General features: G+C 68.3%; 19 protein-coding genes. All 19 read left to right on the plus strand.

Going from position 1 to position 20,652, the window contains the following annotated elements:
- Positions 1-243 precede the first annotated feature (243 nt).
- The 19 genes from I0K15_RS20270 to I0K15_RS20360 all read left to right on the plus strand — a co-directional run bounded on the left by I0K15_RS20270 (position 244) and on the right by I0K15_RS20360 (position 20,632).
- A complete protein-coding gene (locus tag I0K15_RS20270; RefSeq protein ID WP_196103284.1) occupies positions 244-606 on the plus strand; it encodes a COG4315 family predicted lipoprotein in 363 nt (120 codons plus the stop codon).
- A 470-nt stretch (positions 607-1,076) separates the two neighbouring features.
- Positions 1,077-1,676: an RNA polymerase sigma factor gene (locus I0K15_RS20275; protein ID WP_196103285.1), complete on the plus strand. Its 600-nt coding sequence runs from the start codon at positions 1,077-1,079 to the stop codon at positions 1,674-1,676.
- The gene (locus I0K15_RS20280; RefSeq protein WP_196103286.1) at positions 1,669-2,307 is read left to right on the plus strand and encodes a hypothetical protein; all 639 of its coding nucleotides are present in this window, start codon (positions 1,669-1,671) and stop codon (positions 2,305-2,307) included. The genes I0K15_RS20275 and I0K15_RS20280 overlap by 8 nt, the downstream gene beginning before the upstream one ends.
- A complete protein-coding gene (locus I0K15_RS20285; RefSeq protein WP_196103287.1) occupies positions 2,304-3,500 on the plus strand; it encodes a S8 family peptidase in 1,197 nt (398 codons plus the stop codon). Before I0K15_RS20280 ends, I0K15_RS20285 begins: the two co-directional genes overlap by 4 nt.
- 152 nt (positions 3,501-3,652) lie before the next feature.
- A complete protein-coding gene (locus I0K15_RS20290; protein WP_196103288.1) occupies positions 3,653-4,630 on the plus strand; it encodes a peptidoglycan-binding domain-containing protein in 978 nt (325 codons plus the stop codon).
- 33 nt (positions 4,631-4,663) lie between these two features.
- Complete coding sequence (locus I0K15_RS20295) at positions 4,664-5,536, plus strand: c-type heme family protein (protein ID WP_196103289.1); 873 nt, start codon at positions 4,664-4,666, stop codon at positions 5,534-5,536.
- The gene (locus tag I0K15_RS20300) at positions 5,529-6,884 is read left to right on the plus strand and encodes a serine/threonine-protein kinase (RefSeq protein ID WP_196103290.1); all 1,356 of its coding nucleotides are present in this window, start codon (positions 5,529-5,531) and stop codon (positions 6,882-6,884) included. The genes I0K15_RS20295 and I0K15_RS20300 overlap by 8 nt, the downstream gene beginning before the upstream one ends.
- Before the next feature lie 25 nt (positions 6,885-6,909).
- Positions 6,910-7,944: a type VI secretion system protein TssA gene (gene tssA / locus I0K15_RS20305; RefSeq protein ID WP_196103291.1), complete on the plus strand. Its 1,035-nt coding sequence runs from the start codon at positions 6,910-6,912 to the stop codon at positions 7,942-7,944.
- A gap of 69 nt (positions 7,945-8,013) precedes the next feature.
- On the plus strand, positions 8,014-8,523 hold the full coding sequence (gene tssB / locus I0K15_RS20310; protein WP_196103292.1) for a type VI secretion system contractile sheath small subunit: 510 nt from the start codon (positions 8,014-8,016) through the stop codon (positions 8,521-8,523).
- Between the two features lie 3 nt (positions 8,524-8,526).
- Complete coding sequence (gene tssC, locus I0K15_RS20315; protein ID WP_196103293.1) at positions 8,527-10,023, plus strand: type VI secretion system contractile sheath large subunit; 1,497 nt, start codon at positions 8,527-8,529, stop codon at positions 10,021-10,023.
- A gap of 63 nt (positions 10,024-10,086) precedes the next feature.
- The gene (locus I0K15_RS20320; RefSeq protein ID WP_196103294.1) at positions 10,087-10,632 is read left to right on the plus strand and encodes an Hcp family type VI secretion system effector; all 546 of its coding nucleotides are present in this window, start codon (positions 10,087-10,089) and stop codon (positions 10,630-10,632) included.
- A gap of 116 nt (positions 10,633-10,748) precedes the next feature.
- Positions 10,749-11,576, plus strand: coding sequence for an ion transporter (locus I0K15_RS20325; RefSeq protein WP_422393995.1), 828 nt, complete (start codon positions 10,749-10,751; stop codon positions 11,574-11,576).
- Positions 11,569-12,399 carry a type VI secretion system accessory protein TagJ gene (locus I0K15_RS20330; protein ID WP_230374201.1) on the plus strand — a complete coding sequence of 277 codons (831 nt, stop codon included), beginning with the start codon at positions 11,569-11,571 and terminating at the stop codon, positions 12,397-12,399. The genes I0K15_RS20325 and I0K15_RS20330 overlap by 8 nt, the downstream gene beginning before the upstream one ends.
- A complete protein-coding gene (gene tssE / locus I0K15_RS20335; protein ID WP_196103296.1) occupies positions 12,392-12,889 on the plus strand; it encodes a type VI secretion system baseplate subunit TssE in 498 nt (165 codons plus the stop codon). The genes I0K15_RS20330 and tssE overlap by 8 nt, the downstream gene beginning before the upstream one ends.
- Before the next feature lie 4 nt (positions 12,890-12,893).
- Positions 12,894-14,768, plus strand: coding sequence for a type VI secretion system baseplate subunit TssF (gene tssF / locus I0K15_RS20340; RefSeq protein WP_196103297.1), 1,875 nt, complete (start codon positions 12,894-12,896; stop codon positions 14,766-14,768).
- Entirely contained in the window at positions 14,732-15,754 is a 1,023-nt protein-coding gene (tssG, locus tag I0K15_RS20345) for a type VI secretion system baseplate subunit TssG (protein ID WP_196103298.1), read from the plus strand. Before tssF ends, tssG begins: the two co-directional genes overlap by 37 nt.
- 13 nt (positions 15,755-15,767) lie before the next feature.
- Positions 15,768-18,434, plus strand: coding sequence for a type VI secretion system ATPase TssH (gene tssH, locus I0K15_RS20350; RefSeq protein ID WP_196103299.1), 2,667 nt, complete (start codon positions 15,768-15,770; stop codon positions 18,432-18,434).
- Between the two features lie 129 nt (positions 18,435-18,563).
- Positions 18,564-20,348: a type VI secretion system contractile sheath domain-containing protein gene (locus I0K15_RS20355; protein WP_196103300.1), complete on the plus strand. Its 1,785-nt coding sequence runs from the start codon at positions 18,564-18,566 to the stop codon at positions 20,346-20,348.
- Positions 20,348-20,632, plus strand: a complete 285-nt coding sequence (locus I0K15_RS20360; RefSeq protein WP_196103301.1) for a hypothetical protein — start codon at positions 20,348-20,350, stop codon at positions 20,630-20,632. Before I0K15_RS20355 ends, I0K15_RS20360 begins: the two co-directional genes overlap by 1 nt.
- Positions 20,633-20,652: the final 20 nt, after the last annotated feature.

Here is a 20,652-nt window from a genome sequence, read left to right on the forward strand (position 1 = left end):
CGCGCCCTTCAAGAGTTGGAAACTGACATTCCTGCGGGTGGCGAGCAAGCACAGGCGTGCGACCCGGCGCGTCCCGGGCTGCAATCGGAGCGTGTCTGCCACGATCCCGGGCAGCGTGATGAAAAGAGCGGCAGCGGCGCGACATTCCCGACCCACGCCGTGAACCCTGGGCGCGATGGCGGGCACCAAGAAAGTCCCAAGTCCCGGTCCATCCCGGCCCGGGCCCATCCCAGGAGATCCCCCATGAAACCCGTCACCTTCCTCGCCGTCGCGGCGCTGTCCCTCGTCTCCGTCGGTGCGACCGCCGCCCCGGCCAGCCTGTCGGGCGACGGCATCCTCGTCGATGGCGACGGCATGACCCTCTACATCTTCGATCGCGACCGGCCGAACGTGAGCAACTGCTATGACGGTTGCGCACAGGCCTGGCCGCCCTTCATCGCGGCGGAGAGTGCGGCGGCCGAGGGCGATTTCGGTCTGGTCACCCGGCGCGACGGCACCGCCCAGTGGAGCTACAAGGGCATGCCGCTCTACTACTGGGCCGGCGATCAGCAGCCGGGTGACGCGACCGGCGACGGGGTCGGCGGCGTCTGGCACATCCTGCGCTGAAGACACGGCGACCGCCCTGTCCACCCGGTCTGTCGTGGGCTGGGTGGTGACGTGTCACTCAAAGTTCAAGAAATCGTCATGAGGTCCACAGCTTCGGCGGGTCACCGCGAGCCACTACAACGCTGACTACAACGTGTCCCCCGCACGTTTGAGGCGAGTTGATTCGCCGTTAACATCTTTCGGCGGCAGGACCGCGCCCATCCGGACCCAGAAGGCCGGATCGGCGCGAGCGCAGGGGGACAAGCGCCATGTCGAAACGCAATCTCACGCCCGCCGGGCGGCACCGCGTCGGGCCGTTCGGGAACGCCGCACCGGCGGTTCGTCCGCCATGACCGGCGGCCCGCCCACCGCTGCCCTGCAGAACCCGGACGGCCACCCGCCGCTCGGGCCGAAATTTTTTTCGCGGGGCGTGAACCTTTCTCCCGAACCGGGGAACCTATGATTGCAGACAGCAAAGTGACACCACCGAAATGCGTCTACTCAAACTGATCCCGAAGCCCGCATCAGGGGCAAAGAACACCACCGACGAAGCCTTGCTGGCTGCCGTCGCAGAAGGTGACATGGCCGCGTTCGAGCAGATGCATCGGCGCTACTTTCCAAAGCTCATGCACTTCGCGCGGCGCATCACCGGCAGTGCCGAGATCGCGGAGGAGGTCGCCAACGACACGCTCATGGTCGTCTGGCGCACGGCGGACCGGTTCCAGGGCCGATCCAAACCCTCGTCCTGGATCTTCGGCATCGCCTATCGCCAGTCGCTCAAGCAGCGCGAGAAGATGCAGAAGCGGAAGGGAGACGTGGAATTGGACGAGAACCTGATCGGCGACAACGGAGACACCGCAGAGGCGGTGATCCGGGCCAAGGACCTCAAGGCCGCGCTCGACCGGCTGACACCCGAATTGCGCGCGGTGGTCGAACTCACCTACTACAACGGCTATCTCTATACGGAGATCGCTGAAATCCTCGACTGTCCGGTGGGTACCGTCAAAACGCGTATGATGACGGCACGTCGCCGCCTGCGGGACATGCTGTCGGACAATACGGAGCTATTTCCGGAGAATGAAGTTGCGTGACACACACGATAAGCGGCCCGAGGAGGGCCACGACGCGCTCTGGGAGCTCATCCCGTGGTACGTGAACGGCTCCCTTCCGCCTGAAGAGATGGAGGCGGTCGAAGAGCGCCTCGCGACCAGCGAGGAGTTTGCCGCGGAGGTGGCCGTGCAGCGCCGCCTGGCGGAGAAGATGGCCACGGTCGACCCTTTTGAAGCCCCCTCGTCGCAAAGCTGGGAGAAGCTGCGCGCGCAGATTGAAGCGGACAACAAGGCCCGGACACCGCAGAAGGATGCGGGCGGGTGGCTTCGCGGATTTCGGGGGGGGCTCCTTCCGGCCGGCCTTGCCGTGGCGGCCTTCCTTGCCCTCATCATCCTCGTCGCCCCTGTCGAGGACGGTTTTCGCACGCTGACCAGCGGCGGTGCGGAAGCGGAAACCGCGATCCGCTTCCAGCCGGTTGCGGGCCTCGACGCCGACCGGCTCGCGCAGATCCTCGCCTCCTACGGGCTTGAGCTGATCGCCGGGCCGTCCGAGGCGGGCGTCTACACCGCCGTGCCGGCCGACGGGGCCGAGGGCACCGATCTCGAAACCCTGTCGGAGACGCTGATGACCGCGCCCGAAATCGTGTTCGCCACTCCAAGCGAACAGCCATGAACCGGGCGAGCCGCACCGTCGCGCTCGCGCTGGCGCTGTTTCCCTGCGTGGCCTGCACCCCGCAGGCCCAAACCGTTTTGCCGGCACCCCCGACGCCCCCGGCGGCGGAGCAGCTCTCCTCGGACAAGCACCTCGTCATCACCCTCCCGATCGAGGAGCCCGAGGCGCTCGCGGCGACCGTGGACGAGATCGTGGAGCGCTTCGGCGTGACGCTGGCGGCCGAGTGGCCGCTGCAATCGCTCGACGTCTACTGCCTCGTGGTCGAGGCGGACGACGCGGCGGAGGTCGAGGCGCTGATCGAGCGGATGGAGGCCGACGCCCAGATCCGCACGGTACAGCGCATGCAGGTCTTCAGCACCTCGACAGAGCCCTATCCCGACCCGCTGTTCCCGGCGCAGACGTCGCTGGGCTATCTCAACATCCTGGCCGCGCACAGCGTCTCCACCGGTGCGGGCGTCACGGTCGGCGTGGTGGACTCCGCGATCGACGGGACGCACCCGGACCTCGCGGCGAATGTCCGCGACTTGCGCGACTTCGTGGGCGATGACCGCGCGGTCCTGGGTGAAGCGCACGGCACCGCCATCGCGGGCATCATCGCCGCCGACGCCACCAACCGGTTCGGCATGGTCGGCGTCGCGCCCGAGGCGGAGCTGGTGAGCCTGCGCGCCTGCTGGCAGCCCGGCACCGGCGCGGGGGAGTGCAACAGCTTCTCCCTCGCCCGCGCGGTGAACTTCGCGATCCTCAACGATGTCGATGTGCTCAACATGAGCCTCGGCGGCCGGCCCGATCCACTGCTCGCGGAGCTGTTGCGCGCCGCGCGCGAGGCCGGGATCGTGGTGGTCGCGGCCTGGGGCGAGGCGCCTGCCCCGGCCTTCCCCGCCTCCGTCCCCGGCGTCATCGCCGCGGGCGATCTGGCGGACGGACCCGTTCCGGCCCCATCGGTCGACGTGCTGAGCGCGGCCCCGGGCGGAGACTACGACTACTTCTCCGGCTCGTCGGTCGCGGCGGCGCATGTGAGCGGGGTCGTGGCCCTGATGCTCGCCGCCGACGACACGCTTGGAAGCGACGAGATCCTGCGCACGTTCGGCACCGCGCGGGCGCTCCACAACGGTCGTCCGATGCTGGACGCTTGTGAAGCGCTTCGGACCAGCGTCGACCCGGCGCTCGCCTGCGGTCCAAGGGTCGGCGGCTAGCGCGCCGCCGACACTGCGGGTGCGCCCGCAAATTCTTCCTCCCCGCCATGAACCGGATCGGTCGCTGGGGTCACTAACGAAGTGACCGCAGCGACCGGCTGTCCGTGCTGCCCCATCGGGGCCCGGGCACCGGAACAAGGGGACCGAACCGGATGATCACGCGCGCCTTTGCCCTCGCCCTCTGCCTGATCGGGATGGCCCCTGTGGCCTCGGCCCAGTCCGAACGTATCCTCGCCCTCGTCGTCGCCACCGGAGACGGGACGGCCCGCGCCGACGAGGTCCAGTCCCATCTGGAAGTGTTGGGGACTGAGACGCTGCGCGCAGACGATCCGAGCAACGCACAGCTCCGCTCGATCCTCACCCGCTTCGCGCGGGAGGCCGCGGATGCGCGGGTGAGCCTCGTCTACCTCGACCTGCCCGCGGTGACCTTCGAGGGGCGTGCCTTCGTCCTGCCGGACGGGGCACGGATCGAGCGGCCGACGGATCTTTTTACCCAGGGCATCCCGCTGCTCGCCTTCGCCCGCTCCGCCGCACAGGCCGAACAGGGCGGCGCGGTGCTGGCGACGGTCCGCGCAGCGGACAATGTGCCGGCGGAGCTCGCACCCCTGATCGAGGCGCCCGAGGCCGTGCCGGGCTCCAGCCCGATCGTCGTCGCCGAGCCCGATGCCTTCCCGAACCTCGACGTCATCCTGCAGGACGCGCTGCAGAACGAGGAGGTCGAGCTCGGCGCCCTGATGCGCCGGATGTTCACCCAGACCGGCGTCACGCTCTCCGCCTTCCCGCAGACCCCCACGATCCTGCGCGCCCCGACGGAGCCGGAGGGTCCCACCGAGGTCATCGTGCTGCCGGTGATCGAGCCCGAGCCCGTCGCCGAAACCACCGAGACGGTCGAGATCGCCACCGCGCCGCCCGAGACGCTGGAGGAGCTGTCGCTGCTGGAAGCCTCCCTTTCCCGCTCGGCCAAACGCTCCCTCCAGCGGGTGCTGCGCGATCTCGGCCACTACAAGGGGCTGGTCGACGGCATCTTCGGCCCGCAGACCCGCCAGGCGATCCGCACATTCCAGGAGGAGCGCGCCGAGGAGCCGACGGGTGTCCTCAGCCGCCGCCAACTGCTCGACCTGAGCTCCTGACCGCTCCCGACGAAGGAAGAGAGGATCACGACCATGGGTCTGCGTTTCAAGTACAACATCGTTCTGCTGCTCGCCTGCGCCGTGGGGATCACGGTGGCGACCGCCATCTCCTACGTTATCGTGCGCAAGACCGCGGTGCAGGAGGTCGAGCAGTCGATCAACCTCCTGCGCGCCAACGCGACGGCGGTGCGGTCCTACACGCTCAACAACATCGACCCGCTGCTGTCCGACAATGGCGACATCCTGTTTTTGCCGGAGAAGATCACTTCCTTCGCCGCCCGCTCCGTCTTCGACACGTTCAACGAGGAGTTTCCGGAGTTCCGCTACAAGGAGGCAGCCCTCAACCCCACCAACCCCGCCGACCTGCCGAACGCGCTGGAAACGGACATGATCGAGCAGTTCCGCGCCGACCCGTCGCTGGAGCGGATCGCGGCGGAGGTCGAGACCGATGAGGGCAGCTTCCTGACCGTCGCGTTCCCGGTGACGATCTATCAGGAAGGCTGCCTGCGCTGCCACTCCGATCCCGATATCGCGCCGCCCGCGATGGTCGATCTCTACGGCTCCGAGAACGGCTTCGGCTGGCAGTTGGGGGAGACGGTAGGCGCGCAGATCATCTCCGCCCCCATGGCGCTGGTCGAGGAGCGGGCGCGTGAGACGGCGATCATCCTCGTCTCCGGTCTCGCCTTCGTGTTCCTGCTGGTCTTCGTGCTGACCAACCTGATGCTCGCCCGCATCGTGCTGCGCCCCGTCCGCCGCATGTCGACGGTAGCCGAGAAGGTGAGCATGGGCGACTTTTCCATCGACGAGTATCGCAAGCCCGGCAAGGACGAGATCAGCTCGCTGTCGATCTCCTTCAACCGGATGCGCCGCAGCCTCGAACGCGCGATGAGCATGATCGATGTCTGACGAAACGGTCATCGCACCTGGCGGCGGACGCCGGTTCATCGGGAAGTACCGCATCGACGGCGTGCTGGGCGAAGGGGCGATGGGCGTGGTCTATGCGGGCCAGGACCCCGACATCGACCGACCCGTGGCGATCAAGACGATCCACCAGAATCTGATCGGGACCGCCGACAGCCAGGACTGGCTCGATCGCTTCGCGCGGGAGGCACGGGCGGCGGGCCGGGTGCTGCACCCGAACCTGGTGACGATCTTCGAGTTCCTGCAGCAGGACGGGCGGCCTTACCTCGTGATGGAGCGCATCCGGTCCGTCACGCTGGAGGATCGGCGCGCCTCGCCCGATCCCTTTCCGCTGGAGGAGATCCATGCGCTGATGGGCCAGATCCTCGCCGGGCTCGCCTGCATCCATGCAGCTGGTATCGTGCACCGGGACCTCAAGCCCGCCAACGTGATGCTGACCGATGACGGCACGGTGAAGCTGACCGATTTCGGCATCGCGCGGCTGACCGCGATGGAAGCCACGGGCGCCGGTATGGTCGGCACCCCCTCCTACATGGCGCCGGAGCAGCTCACGGGCCGCGAGGTCGATGCGCGCGCGGACATCTATGCCTGCGGGGTGATGCTCTACGAGCTTCTGACGGGTCGCAAACCGTATCGCGGCGGCGGCGTCGAGGCGCTGTTCGAGGTGGTGCGCAACGGCAAGGTTACCCCGCCCAGCGAGGTGAAGCCGGAGCTGTCGGCCGAGATCGACCGAGTCGTGCTGACCGCGATGAGCGTCGACCCCGACAACCGGTTCGAGAGTGCGGATGCCATGCGTGCGGCGTTGGAGGCGGTGCTTCCGACCGCGGATCGCACCGGCCTGATCGAGGTGGCCGCGCGACCTCGGCGAGCCGCCGGGTCCGGCAGCTTCTCTGCCACCATGCTGGAGCGGATCAACGAACAGACACTGGGCAAGGTCGCACAGCACCTGACAAAAAGCATCGGCCCGATGGGCAGCATCATCGCCCGCCGCGCCGCCGCGAGCGCATCGAACGCCGACGAAATGGTGGCCGCCGTCCTAGAGGAATTCGACGACCCGGCTGAGCGGGCGGAGATGCGCCGCCTAATGGAACGGGTGCTGGCGGGCAATGGCGAGACATCGCTGCCCGGCGCCCACGGACTGCCGCCGGACGCGGTGGCGCGGATCACCGACCTTCTGAAACCGCATCTCGGCCCGATCGCGAGCGTCCTGGTGCGCAAGCAGGCGAGTAGCGCGGCGACGCCCGCGGCCCTCGCCGAAACCGTGGCCGAGAGCATCACCGACACGACCGAGCGCGCGGCCTTCCTGCGCGCCGTCGACGCCGTGCTCCGCTGAGCGCCCCTCATCGAAAGGACCCGCCATGCTCGATCTTCAGAGCCTTCTCAACGACCTCCAGGACGATGCGCCGAGCGGCGAGGATCTGGAATACGATCCCGATTTCATGGCGCTGGAGCTCGCGAGCCAGCCCGGTGAGGAGCGGGTCGTCGGCGACGCGGTCATCCCGGCGGAGGATCCGGACTATCCGGCCGTCGTGGAGGGGGCGACCGCCCTGCTCGGCCGCACCCGCGACCTGCGCGTCGCCGTGATCCTCGCCACCGCCGCACTGCGCACCGGCGGGCTCCCGGCCTTCGAACAGGTGCTCGACTACATGCGCCGCGCGCTGGAGGATCATTGGGAGAGCGTCCATCCGCAGCTCGACGCCGAGGATGACGACGATCCGACGGCGCGCGTGAACGCCGTGCTCGGCCTCACCAGCCGGACGACCGTGCTGCAGGCGCTGCGCGAGGCGAAACTCACGCAGAGCCGCGCGATGGGTCAGTTCAGCCTGCGCGACCTCCTGATCGCCGAGGGCGAGGTGGCCCCGGCGGAGGAAGAGGAAGCGCCGGGCGCGCAGACCATCGAGGCGGCCTTTCGCGACACGGACCCCGATCACCTGGCGGCCCTGGCGAGTGCCGTGGCGGCGAGCCAGGCGCATGTCGCCGCGATCTCCACCGCGATCGACACGCGGATCGGCACGGCGGGGCCGGATCTCGACCTGCTGACCCGGATGCTGCGCGAGATCGCCCGGCGCATCTCGCCTTACGTCGCACAGGATGTGGAGACGGCCGAGACCACGGCCGACGACACGCCTGCCCCCGCGCCGCAAGCGACGCCCACGGCCGTCTCCGGCACCGGCGCCATCGCCTCGCCCGAGGATGTGAAGGCCGCGATCGACCGCATCGTCGCCTATTACGAGCAGGTCGAGCCGTCGAGCCCGGTGCCCATGCTGCTCGCCCGCGCGCGGCGCCTCGTCTCCGCCGATTTCGTGACGATCATGCGCGACATGGCGCCTGCGGGCGTCGAAAACGTCGCCCTCATCGGCGGCTTCAGCGAAGACGAGAATTCCTACGATTAATTGTCGGCCCGCGTGAACCTTCACGCGGGCCCCGGGCACCTACTGGCAGACAGATAAGGGAGCCCGAGCATGGCCGGCAGCAGTCAGAAGTTCTTGGCGAGAAACCGCGCGCCACGTGTCCAGATCGAGTATGACGTGGAGCTTTACGGCGCGGAGAAGTCCGTTCAACTGCCCTTCGTCATGGGCGTGATGTCGGACCTCTCCGGCAAGTCGGAGGAGCCGCTTCCGGCCGTCGCCGACCGCAAGTTTCTCGAAATCGACGTCGACAATTTCGACAGCCGCATGAAGTCGATGAAGCCGCGCGCGGCCTTCAGCGTCGCCAATACGCTGACCGGCGAAGGCAACCTCAAGGTCGACATGACCTTCGAGAGCCTCGACGACTTCTCCCCGGCCGCGATCGCGCAGAAGGTCGAGCCGCTGCGCAAGCTGCTGGAGGCGCGCACGCAGCTCGCCAACCTGACCACCTACATGGACGGCAAGACCGGTGCGGAGGACCTGATGGCGCAGCTCATCAAGGACCCGGCGCTCCTTCAGGCCCTCGCCTCGGCCCCTGCCCCCAGCCAAGAGACCGAGGACTGATCGATGAGCGAGATGGAGCATCAGGCCGCAGCGGCCGTGACCGAAACCCAGTCCGGCTTCGACGAGTTCGCGGCCCTTCTGGAAAAGGAGTTCCGCCCGAAATCCGACCAGGCGAAGACCGCCGTCGAGGAGGCCGTGCGCACGCTGGCCGAGCAGGTGTTGCAGAACGAGGCGCTGGTCTCCGACGACGCGCTGCGCTCGATCGAGAGCATCGTGGCGGGCCTCGACGCGAAGCTGACGGAGCAGGTGAACCTCATCCTGCACCATCCGGACTTCCAGCAGCTCGAAAGCGCCTGGCGCGGCCTGCATTTCCTCGTCAACAACACCGAGACGGACGAGATGCTGAAGATCCGCGTCCTCAACGTCTCGAAGAAGGATCTCGCGAAGACGCTGCGCAAGTTCAAGGGCACCGCCTGGGACCAGTCGCCGATCTTCAAGAAGCTTTACGAGGAAGAGTACGGCCAGTTCGGCGGTGAGCCCTATGGCTGCCTCGTCGGCGACTACCATTTCGACCATAGCCCGCGCGATGTGGAGACGCTGGGCGAGATGTCGAAGGTCGCCGCCGCTGCACACGCCCCCTTCATCACCGGGGCCGATCCGTCGCTCTTCCAGATGGACAGCTGGTCCGAGCTCGCCAATCCGCGCGACCTCACCAAGATCTTCCAGACGCCGGAATACGCCGCCTGGCGCGCGCTGCGCGAGAGCGAGGACTCCCGCTATCTGGGCCTTGCCATGCCGCGCTTCCTCGGGCGCCATCCCTATGGCGACAAGACCGATCCGGTCGAGGCCTTCGCCTTCGAGGAGGACACCGAGGGTGCCTCGTCGGAGAAGTACTGCTGGGTCAACGCCGCCTACGGCATGGCGCGGAACGTCACCCGGTCGTTCAAGGAATACGGCTGGTGCACCCGGATCCGGGGCGTGGAGTCAGGCGGCTCCATCGACGAGCTGCCGACCCACACCTTCCCCACCGACGATGGCGGCGTGGACATGAAGTGCCCGACGGAGATCGCGATCTCCGACCGGCGCGAGGCGGAGCTGGCCCAGAACGGGATGATGCCGCTGATCCACCGCAAGAACACCAACATGGCCGCCTTCATCGGCGCGCAGTCCTTGCAGAAGCCCGCGGAGTACGACGATCCGGAGGCCACGGCGAACGCCAACCTCGCCGCACGGCTGCCCTACCTCTTCGCGACCTGCCGCTTCGCCCACTACCTGAAGTGCATCGTCCGCGACAAGGTCGGCTCCTTCCGTGAGCGGGAGGACATGCAGGAATGGCTGCAGACCTGGATCAACAAGTACGTGGACTTCAATGCCGAGACCTCGCCTGACGAGGTGAAGGCCCAGCACCCGCTCGCCGCCGCAGAAGTCCAGGTCGAGGAGGTCGAGGGCAACCCCGGCTACTACACCTCGAAGTTCTTCCTGCGGCCGCACTACCAGCTCGAGGGCCTGTCGGTCTCTCTGCGCCTGGTCTCGCGCCTGCCCTCCCAGCGGGGCGACTGACACCCGGTTCCGGGGCGGCTGCGCCCCGGCCCCTCCCCCTGACGCCAGTGAAAGGACACCAAGATGGCTTTCGACGCATTCCTCTACTTTCCCGGCCAGAGCCTGGTCGTCGGTGAAACCCTCGACGACGAGATGGGCTCACCCAGCAAGAAGGCGTTCGAGCTGCGCTCGTTCAACTTCGGGGCCGAGAACAAGATCAACATCGGTTCGGACAGCGGCGGCGGTGGCGCCGGCAAGGCGGAGTTCAAGGAGTTCACCGTCAGCAAGCGCACCGACACGGCCTCCTGCGGGCTCTTCCACACGCTGTGCACCGGCACCCATTTCGACGAAGCCATCATCGAGCTGCGCCGCTCGGGCGGCTCCACGGACCGCTCCGGCGCCACCTTCATGAAGTTCCACTTCAAGATGGTGATGGTGCAGGACATGACCTGGTCCGGCCAGGAAGGCGACGACATCTGCGAGGAGGAAATCATCTTCCAGTACGGCGCCATCAAGGTCGAGTACTTCAAGCAGGACTCCAAGGGCAAGATGAGCAAGGCCCAGCAGGGCCAGGGCGAAGTCAAGTGGAGCCGCGTCCTCAACAAGAACGTCTACGAGGTGCGCAAGTAACACGCCCCTACCGGGCGCGGCCTCCCGCGCGCCCGGTTCCCGCCGGCGATGCGTTCCCTGCGCCCGCCGGCGCCCCCTCAGGTTCAATCTACGGAGAAGGCGCTGTGATCATGTCGATGTCGATGCAGATAATGCCGTCCTGGCCGATCAGCCGCCGGCTCCGCGAGATTCTCGAACGCGATCTGGTCAAGAACACGATCCTGGGGATCATCGTTCTGAACGCTATCGTTCTAGGCCTCGGCACCTCCAGCATCGTGTCGGAGCGGGTGGGCCCGCTGCTCGACATCATCGACTGGATCGTCGTCGTCGCCTTCACGGTGGAGATCGTGGCGAAGCTGATCGCCTACGGTCCGTCGTTCTTCCGCTCGCCCTGGAACATCTTCGACCTGGTGATCGTCATCGCCTCCCACTTCCCGCAATCGGACGGGGTGAAGGCGCTGCGCGGCCTGCGCGTCATCCGCGCGCTGCGGCTCCTGTCCATCGTGCCGCAGATGCAGTCCGTGGTGCGCGCGCTGCTCGACGCGCTGCCTGGCATGGCGGCGGTGATGGTGCTGCTTTCGATCGTCTACTACGTCTTCGCGGTCATCACGACGGTGCTCTACGGCGATACGTTCCCGCAGTGGTTCGGCTCGCTCGGCGCCTCGCTCTACACCCTCTTCCAGATCATGACGCTGGAAAGCTGGTCGATGGGGATCGTACGCCCGGTGATGGAGGAGCACCCCCGCGCCTGGATCGTCTTCGTCCCCTTCATCGTGATGACGGCCTTCGCGGTCCTCAACCTCTTCATCGGTTTGCTGGTCAACACGATGCAGGCCGCGGTGGAGGCCGAGGCGGAGCGGGAGGCCGACGCCCTGCGCGAGACGCTCGACGCCCAGACCGCGCAGATCACGGCGCTCACCGAAGAGGTGCGGCGGCTGGCCGAGCGGGGTGGTCGTCATGGGTGAGCCGATCTCCCGCAGCACCGGGTCGATGACCGCCGCGCAATTGCTGAAGGACGGCGATCTCGACGGTGCGCTCGCCGCCCTGCAGGACCATGTGCGCAAGGCGCCCGACGATCCGAAGGCGCGTGTGTTCCTCTTCCAGCTTCTGTGCATACTCGGCGACTGGGGCCGGGCCGTCGCGCAGTTGCGCACCTGCGCCAAGCTCGACCCCACCGCTACGCCGATGGCCCAGACCTATCGCGAGGCGATCATCTGTGAGCTCTACCGGGAGAAGGTGTTTTCCGGCGCAGGCACCCCGCCGATCCTTGGTGAGCCGGAGGACTGGACGACCTGGCTCGTCGAGGCGCTCGCGATGGAGACGGCGGGCAATCGCGCCAGTGCCGAAGAGCTGCGCGCCCACGCCTTCGACGCGGCGCCCGCCATGCCCGGCATCCTCAACGGCACGCCGTTCGAATGGATCGCCGATGCCGATCCGCGGATGGGCCCCGTGCTGGAGATCATCCTGAACGGCCGCTACTTCTGGGCGCCGTTCCCCGCCATCCGCCGCCTGACGCTGGAGCCGCCCGCAGACCTGCGCGACCATGTCTGGATGCCCGCGACCGTGATCTGGGCCGACGGCGGCGGCGATGTGGTGCTGATCCCCACCCGCTATCCCGGCGCGGGCGGCGAGGCCCAGCACCGCCTCGCCCGCGCGACCGACTGGCTCACCGAAGGCGAGCACGTCACCGCGGGCCTCGGCCAGCGCCTGCTCGCGACCGACACCACCGATTGCGCGCTGATGGACTTGCGCGAGCTGGTGATCGGCGGGGAGGCGCAGGATGGCTAATCACCTGCTTGCGGAGCGGTTGCAGCCGTCCCTCCTCGACCGGTTGACCGACGAGGCGCCGGACCGGCAGACCGACACCGCGTCGAGCCGCACCATCGACATCGCCCGGCTGCGCGCGATCGTGCAACGAGATCTCTCCTGGCTGCTCAACACCTCGAATTTCGAGGCATCGCAGGATCTTGAGGGGCATCCTTACAGTGCCCGCTCGGTCCTCAACTACGGCATTCCCGATATCGCGGGCACCGTCGGAACGGTCGACCGCGCGACCCAGCTTCGCAACGCCATCCGCCACGCGATCGAGACCTTCGAGCCGCGCATCCTGCCCCAGACCCTCGAAGTGGTCATGCGGCAGGAAAAGTCCGGCACCGGCGCCGTCATCTCCTTCGACATTCGGGGCGAGCTCTGGGCCGAGCCGGTGCCGGTCGCGCTCTACCTGCGCACGGCGCTCGACGTGACGACCGGCGAAGTCAAGGTCAGCCAGCAGGGATAGGGCGATGGATACGCGGCTTCTGAAGCACTACGAAGGCGAGCTCTCCTACATCCGCGAGATGGGGGCGGAGTTCGCCGAGGCGTACCCCAAGATCGCCGGGCGGCTCGGCATGGATCAGCTCGAAGTGCTCGATCCTTACGTGGAGCGGATGCTGGAGGGCTTCGCCTTCATGGCCGCCCGCGTGCAGCTGGAACTGGAGTCCCAGTACCCGGTGCTGACGCAGAACCTCTTGGAGATCGTCTACCCCCACTTCCTCGCCCCCACCCCATCGATGATGATCGCCCGGCTCACGCCCGACACGGCGCAGGGCAAGATGGAGGAGGGCGTCACCCTGCCCCGCGGCACCACCCTGCGCGGGCGCGTGTTCGAGGGGGAGCAGACGGCGTGCCGCTTCACCACCTCGCAGGACGTGACCCTCTGGCCGCTGGAGGTGGCGGAGGCGGAATACGTCGAGGGGCGCAGCGCGCTGGTCGCAGCGGGCCTGTCGAAGCACGGGCCGGCGAAGGCGGCTCTGCGTCTGCGGATCCGGCGGACGGGCGGCGCGCCGATCTCGGCCCTGACGCTCGACCGGCTCACGGTGTTCCTGTCGGGCGCGGCGGCGGAGCCCTGGCGGCTCTACGAGGCGATCCTGGGTCAGGGGCTGGGCCTCGCCGGGCGCTCGACGGATCGGCGCGCGGACTGGTCGGAGTATCTCGGCAAAGCCATCACCCCCCGCGGCTTCGACGCCGAGGACGCGCTGCTGCCCCTGCCGCGCCAGTCGCTCGACTGCTACCGGCTGCTCCAGGAATACTTCGCGATTCCGCAGCGGTTCTTCTTCCTCGACCTCGGCAACCTGCAACCGGCGGTGCGTCGGGCCACGGGCGACGATCTCGACCTCTACATCCTGCTGGCGGAGGAGAATCCGGGCCTGAAATTCGTCGATGCGGCCAATTTCGAGCTGCACGCGGTGCCCGCGATCAACCTCTTCCGCAAACGCTGCGACCGGGTCGCCGTCTCCCACACCGGGATCGACCACCACGTGACCGTCGATCGGACGGCGCCGCTCGACTACGAGATCTATCAGCTCGACAGCGTCACCGGCATCGCGGGCGAGGATGAGGACGACGTCGAGTTCCGCCCGTTCTACAGCGCCGAGGACGTCACCCCCTTCGGCCAGACCCACGGCGCTTACTATGCGCTCAAGCGCCGAATGCGGCAGCGGTCGGAGAAGCAGCGGCTGAAGGGGGTGCGCACGTCTTATCTCGGCTCCGAGGTCTACCTGTCGCTCAGCGACCGGGACCAGGCGCCCTATCCCGGCAACATCAAGCAACTCGCCGTCACGGCGCTGTGCACCAATCGCGACCTGCCGCTGCTCACGGCAATCGGCGCGGGCGATACGGACTTCACCCTGCCCGAGGGCGGTCCGGTGGCGGAGATTCGGGCGATCGTGCCGCCCACCCGCCCGCAGCAGCGGCTGGCCGAAGGCGGGCGGGCCTGGCAGCTCGTCAGCCATCTCAGCCTCAACTACCTGTCCATCGTCGATGCCGACCGGGGCACCGGCGCCGCGGCGCTGCGCGAGCTGATCGGCCTCTACGCCCCGCTCGGCGATCCGGCCCTCACCAAGCAGATCGAGGGGCTAAGCACCGTCTCCTCCCGCCCCATCGTGCGGCGGATCGCGGATGGCGCGCTCTCCACCGCTGTCCGGGGTCTGGAGGTGCGGGTCGGCTTCGACGAGAGCTTTTTCGAGGGGACCGGCTGCTACCTGATGGGTGCGGTGCTGGAGGCGTTCTTTGCCCAGTATGTCGCGCTCAACAGCTTCACCGAAACCGTCATCCAGTCACAGCAACGGGGGGACATCGCGCGATGGCCGGCGAAGAGCGGGCGGCGGGTCCTGATCTGAGCCGCCTAGAGGCGCTCCGTCAGACCCCGCAATCCCATCACATATTCCAGGCGCTGCGCCTGATCGAGGCAGCGCATGCCGACCGCCCGCGGCTCGGCCGCTCCCGCCGCCCGGCGGAGGATCCGGTGCGGCTCAGCCAGGAGCCGGAGCTCGCCTTTCCGACCTCAACCATTTCGGCTTTCGAGGAGGAGGACGGGCGCGCGCGACTCACCCAGCGGGTCTTCGGCCTTTTCGGCCCGAACGGCGCGCTGCCGCTGCACCTGACCGAGTACGCGCGCGACCGGGTGCGCAACCACGACGACCCGACGCTCGCGGCCTTTGCCGACATGTTCCACCACCGGATGATGTCGCTCTTCTACCGCGCCTGGGCGAGCGGCGAGCCCGCGCCCTCCTTCGACCGGCCCGACGACGACCCGTTCGGGGCGAAGCTCGACGCGATCACCGGGCGGCTGGGTGAGGCGTTCGAGTGTCGCGACGCGATGCCGGACCTCGCGAAGCGCCACTTCGCGGGCCTGCTCGCCGCCACGCCGCGCAGCGAGGCGGGGCTGAAGGCGATGCTCTCCCACTTCTTCGGCGCGCAGGTCGAGATCGAGAGCTTCGTCGGCGGCTGGCTGCATCTGGAGCCGCATGACCGCGGCACGCTCGGCGGCGTGGCGCTGGGGCGCGACGCGAGCCTCGGGCAGAAGGTCTGGTCGCGCGAGGCGCGGTTCCGCCTGCGCATCGGGCCGCTAAGCCTGCGCGACTACACCCGCCTGCTGCCCGGCGGCGACAGCCTCAAGCGCCTCGCCGCCATCATCCGCAACTATGCCGGCGACACCCTCGACTGGGAGGCGCGGCTGGTGCTGCGCGCCGAGGAGGTACCGGCGACGGTCCTCGGCTCATCAGGCGCGCTCGGCCGGACGAGCTGGATCGGGCGGCGGTCCGGTGATGATGCGGACGATCTCACACTCACAGCGCCTGCGATACCGGCGTTTTCAGCCGTTTAGAAAGGCAAACCTCATGTCGAACATCAGCCGCTCCGCCCTTTTCGGCAAGCTCAACCCGCTGGGCTACCGTGCCGTCGAAAGCGCCACCGTCTTCTGCAAGATGCGCGGCAATCCTTATGTCGAGGTCGTGCACTGGCTGCACCAGATCCTGAACCTGCAGGACAGCGACGTGCACCGGATCGTGCGGCATTTCGAGCTCGACGCAGGCCGCCTGTCCGCCGACATGACCCGCGCGCTCGACACGCTGCCGCGGGGGGCGACGGCGATCTCGGATCTTTCGGAGCATCTGCCGGATGCGGTGGAGCGGGCATGGGTCTATGCCTCGCTCCTCCATTCCTCCAGCCAGGTGCGGACCGGGCACCTGATCCTCGGCATGATGAAGACGGATACGCTGCGGCGCATTCTGGAGGCGACATCTCCCGAATGGCGCAAGGTGAAGGCCGAGGCGTTGGCCGATGATTTCGCCGCCATCGTCGCGGGCTCGCCTGAGGACGCGATGCGCCCGCAGGACGGCTCCAACGCCGGGGCGGAGCCGGGCGAAGCCTCCGGCGCCCTCGCCCCCGCCGCGATGGGCAAGGAGGAGGCGCTGAAGCAGTTCTGCACCGACCTCACCGAGGAGGCGCGCACGGGGAAGATCGACCCCATCGTCGGCCGCGACGAGGAGATCCGCCAGATTGTCGACGTGCTGATGCGCCGCCGCCAGAACAACCCGATCCTCACGGGCGAGGCGGGCGTGGGCAAGACCGCGGTGGTCGAGGGCTTCGCGCTGCGCATCGCCCGCGGCGACGTCCCCCCGGCTCTGAAGGACGCGCGGCTGCTGGCGCTCGACGTGGGCTTGCTGCAGGCCGGCGCCTCAATGAAGGGCGAGTTCGAGAACCGTCTGCGCGCCGTCATCGACGAGGTGCAGGCGAGTGCGACGCCCGTCATCCTCTTCGTGGACGAGACCCATACGCTGGTCGGTGCGGGGGGGGCGGCAGGCACGGGCGATGCGGCCAACCTCCTGAAACCCGCCCTCGCCCGCGGCACGCTGCGCACCATCGGCGCCACGACCTGGGCCGAGTACAAGAAGCATATCGAGAAGGACCCGGCGCTGACCCGCCGCTTCCAGGTGGTGAAGGTCGAGGAGCCGGACGTGCCGAAGGCCGTGCTGATGATGCGCGGCATCGCCACGATGCTGGAGCGCCACCACCGGGTGCAGGTGCTCGACGAGGCGATCGAGGCGGCCGTCAGCCTGTCGGCCCGCTACATCCCCGCGCGGCAGCTCCCGGACAAATCCGTGAGCGTCCTCGACACCGCCTGCGCCCGCGTCGCCGTCAGCCAGCACGCGGTCCCGGCGGAAGTGGACAACGCGCGAAAGCGGATCGACGCGCTGGCCACCGAGCTGGAGATCATCGACCGGGACGAGAGTGCGGGCTACGACGTCGCCGACCGGCGTGCGACCATCACCGCGCTGAAAGCGGAGGAGGAGACGCGCCTCACCGAGCTCGACGCGCGGTGGGAGGCGGAGAAGGACGTCGTGGCCCGGATCCTCGACCTGCGGGCAAAGCTCCGGGAGAGCGGCGCGGTCGATGGCGCACCCTCCGACGACACGCGCGCGGAACTGCTGACTGCCCTTCAGGCCGAGAACGCCCGGCTTCAGGAGCTGCAAGGCGAGACCCCGCTCATCCTGCCCATCGTCGACGCGCAGGCCGTCGCCAGCGTGGTCGGTGATTGGACCGGCATCCCCGTCGGTCGCATGGTCCGGGACGAGATCGCGACGGTGCTCGACCTCGAACAGCGCCTCGCCGCCCGCGTCATCGGGCAGGACCACGCGATGCAGATGATCGCCAAGCGCATCCGCACCTCCCGCGCCGGGCTCGACAACCCCTCGAAGCCCATCGGCGTCTTCCTCCTTGCCGGCACCTCGGGCGTGGGAAAGACGGAGACGGCGCTGGCGCTGGCCGAGGCGCTATATGGCGGCGAGCAGAACGTCATCACCATCAACATGTCGGAGTACCAGGAGGCGCACACCGTCTCCTCCCTCAAGGGCGCGCCTCCGGGATATGTCGGCTATGGCGAGGGCGGGGTGCTCACGGAAGCGGTACGGCGCAAGCCCTACTCCGTCGTCCTGCTCGACGAGGTGGAAAAGGCGCATCCGGACGTGCACGAGATCTTCTTCCAGGTCTTCGACAAGGGCGTGATGGAGGATGGCGAGGGGCGTCTGATCGATTTTCGCAACACGCTGATCCTGCTGACCTCGAACGTGGGCTCGGACCTCGTGATGGACCTTTGCGCTGACCCCGACCTGATGCCGGAGCCGGAGGGGATCGCGAAGGCACTGCGCGACCCGCTGCTGAAGGTGTTCCCGGCGGCCCTGCTGGGCCGCCTCGTCACCATCCCCTACTACCCGCTGAGCCCGGACATGATCGGGGAGATCACGCGCCTTCAGCTCAACCGCATCGAAGCGCGCGTGAACAGCACCCACGGCGTGCCGTTCACCTATTCGGACGCGGTCGTACAGACGATCGTGGACCGCTGTCAGGAGGTCGAGAGCGGCGGGCGCATGATCGACGCGATCGTCACGAACACCATGCTCCCCGACATCTCCACCGAGTTCCTGCGGCGCACGATGGAGGGCGGGCGCGTCGCGCGCGTCGCGCTCGACGTGGCGGACGGGCAGTTCACCTACGCCTTCGACTGACCGGCCCTGCCCCTCCAGATATTTTCGCATCCGCACCGAACCCGATCCGCATCCTCCGGCACTTACCGACAACACCTGCCGGGGCGGAGGCACCCCCGAACCGGCCGCAGCAGTCTCGGGAGTTGTCGGATGCCCATGGATATCGAACACGAAGCCGCGGATCTTCTGGAGGGCGCCGCCCCGGCGGCTCCCAACACCGGCTTCGGCACCCTGTCCGCCCCCCGGACGGAAGCCGCCGGGCAGAGCGACGCGAAGTTCCGCATCGCCCTGCTCGGCGACTTTTCCGGCCGCGCCAACCGGGGCCTGATCGAGATCGGGGACGCGCTGGCGACCCGCAAGCCCATCAAGCTCGACGTGGACAACATCGACGATGTCATCGCGCGTTTTGCCACCACGCTGGTCCTGCCCGTCGGGGCGGATGGCGCGGGGGTGGAGGTACGGCTCACCGGCCTCGACGACCTGCATCCCGACGAGATCTACGAGACCGTCGAGCTCTTCGAGGAGCTGTCGGACCTCCGCAACATGGTGGCACGCGGCGACCGCTCCGCCCTCGCGGATCTGGAGGAGTGGGCCGAGGAGCATAGCCACGCGATAGCCCCAGCCAAGCGGTCCAAGGGAAGCAACGTCCCCGCCGACCGGCGGCTCAGCGACTTCGAGGCCCTGATCGGCGAACGGCAGGGCCAGACGGTGGAGGCGAGCGACACCGACGCGCTGATCGCCCGCATCGTCGGCCCCTATGTCCAGAAGGCCCCCGCGGACGATCAGGACGAGATGCTGGCCGCGGTCGACGCCGCCCTCTCGGGCGCCATGCGCACCATCCTGCACCACCCCGATTTCCAGACGGTGGAGGCGACCTGGCGCAGCCTCGACTTCCTCGCCCGGCGGATCGAGACCGGGCCGCGGCTGGAGATCGTGCTCTACGATGTCTCGGCCGAGGAATGGGCCGCCGACCTTGCCGCCGTTGAAGACCTCGCCGAGAGCGGGCTCTTCCGCATGCTGGCCGAGGAGCCGCAGCTCGACGCGGCGCAAGGTCCGTTCTCCGCCGTCTTCGGCCTCTACACGCTGGAGGAGACGCCGCCCCACGCGCAGCTCATGGGCCGCATGGCGAAGATCGCGGCGTGGATGAACGCGCCTTTCGTCGCCGCCATCTCCCCCGCCTTCCTCGACATCAAGAAGGAGGATCGCCACCCGCTGGTCGCCGAAGCCTGGGACGCCCTGCGCGCGCTTCCGGAGGCCGGGCATACCGGCCTTGCGAGCCCCCGCTTCCTGCTCCGCCTGCCCTATGGCGAGCGCACCGAGCCGGTGGACGCCTTCGACTTCGAGGAGTTCACCCTGCGTGACGGGCTCAAGGGCATGCTCTGGGCCAACCCGGTGATCCTGTCGGCCACCCTGATGACCGCGACCGCCGCGAAATCGGGCAAGGAGATGCGGCTGGGCGAGATCATGTCGATGGGCGACATCCCCGTCCACACCATGACCGATCCCCATGGCGATCAGGTCGCCCTGCCCTGCACCGAACGGCTGCTCAACACCCGCACCATGGCCGATGTGGTCGCCCGCGGCTTCATGCCGGTTCTGTCGATCAAGGGGCGCAATGAGGTGCGGCAGGGCTCGTTCCAGGCGCTGGGCGCGGGCATGCTTGCCGGCCCCTGGGCGTCCGGCGGCATTCAGGCCGCGGCCGAAAGCAGTATCGAGGTCGGTCTCGGTGCGGGTGTGCCGACGGCTGATGAAGCACCGGCGGCCGCGCCCGAGGCGGAGGAGGACGACCTGCCCGATCTCGACGGCTCCGACGACGGCGACGACGATCTGGGCGATCTCGACGACCTGCTCGCGGGCTTCGGTGACGACGCCGACAGCGATGACGACGAGGAAGAGATCGACCCCGAGCTCGCCGCCCTGCTGGAGGGTCTGTGATGCAGGACCAGTCCAACCGCGTCGCCGCCCCCGCCATCCTGATCGCCGAGGTCGAAGGGGCCTACTGGATGCTCCAGGGCGACCGCCATCTCGGCGCGATGCTCACGGGGCAGGCCCCCTTCCCGACCCCGGTCTGCTGCCTGCGCTTCGCCTCCTCCTTCGAGTTCGCGGCGACCCTCGAGGGCATCAGCCCGGCGGAGCTGTGGAGCATTCACCCCGCGGTGGTCGCCCGGCTCGAGCGGGCCGGCGACCTCGCCTTCGTCACCCTCGACGACGCCGACTGAGACGCGGGAGGAAGGGACAG

This window comes from Pontivivens ytuae, assembly GCF_015679265.1.
Taxonomy (GTDB): domain Bacteria; phylum Pseudomonadota; class Alphaproteobacteria; order Rhodobacterales; family Rhodobacteraceae; genus Pontivivens; species Pontivivens ytuae.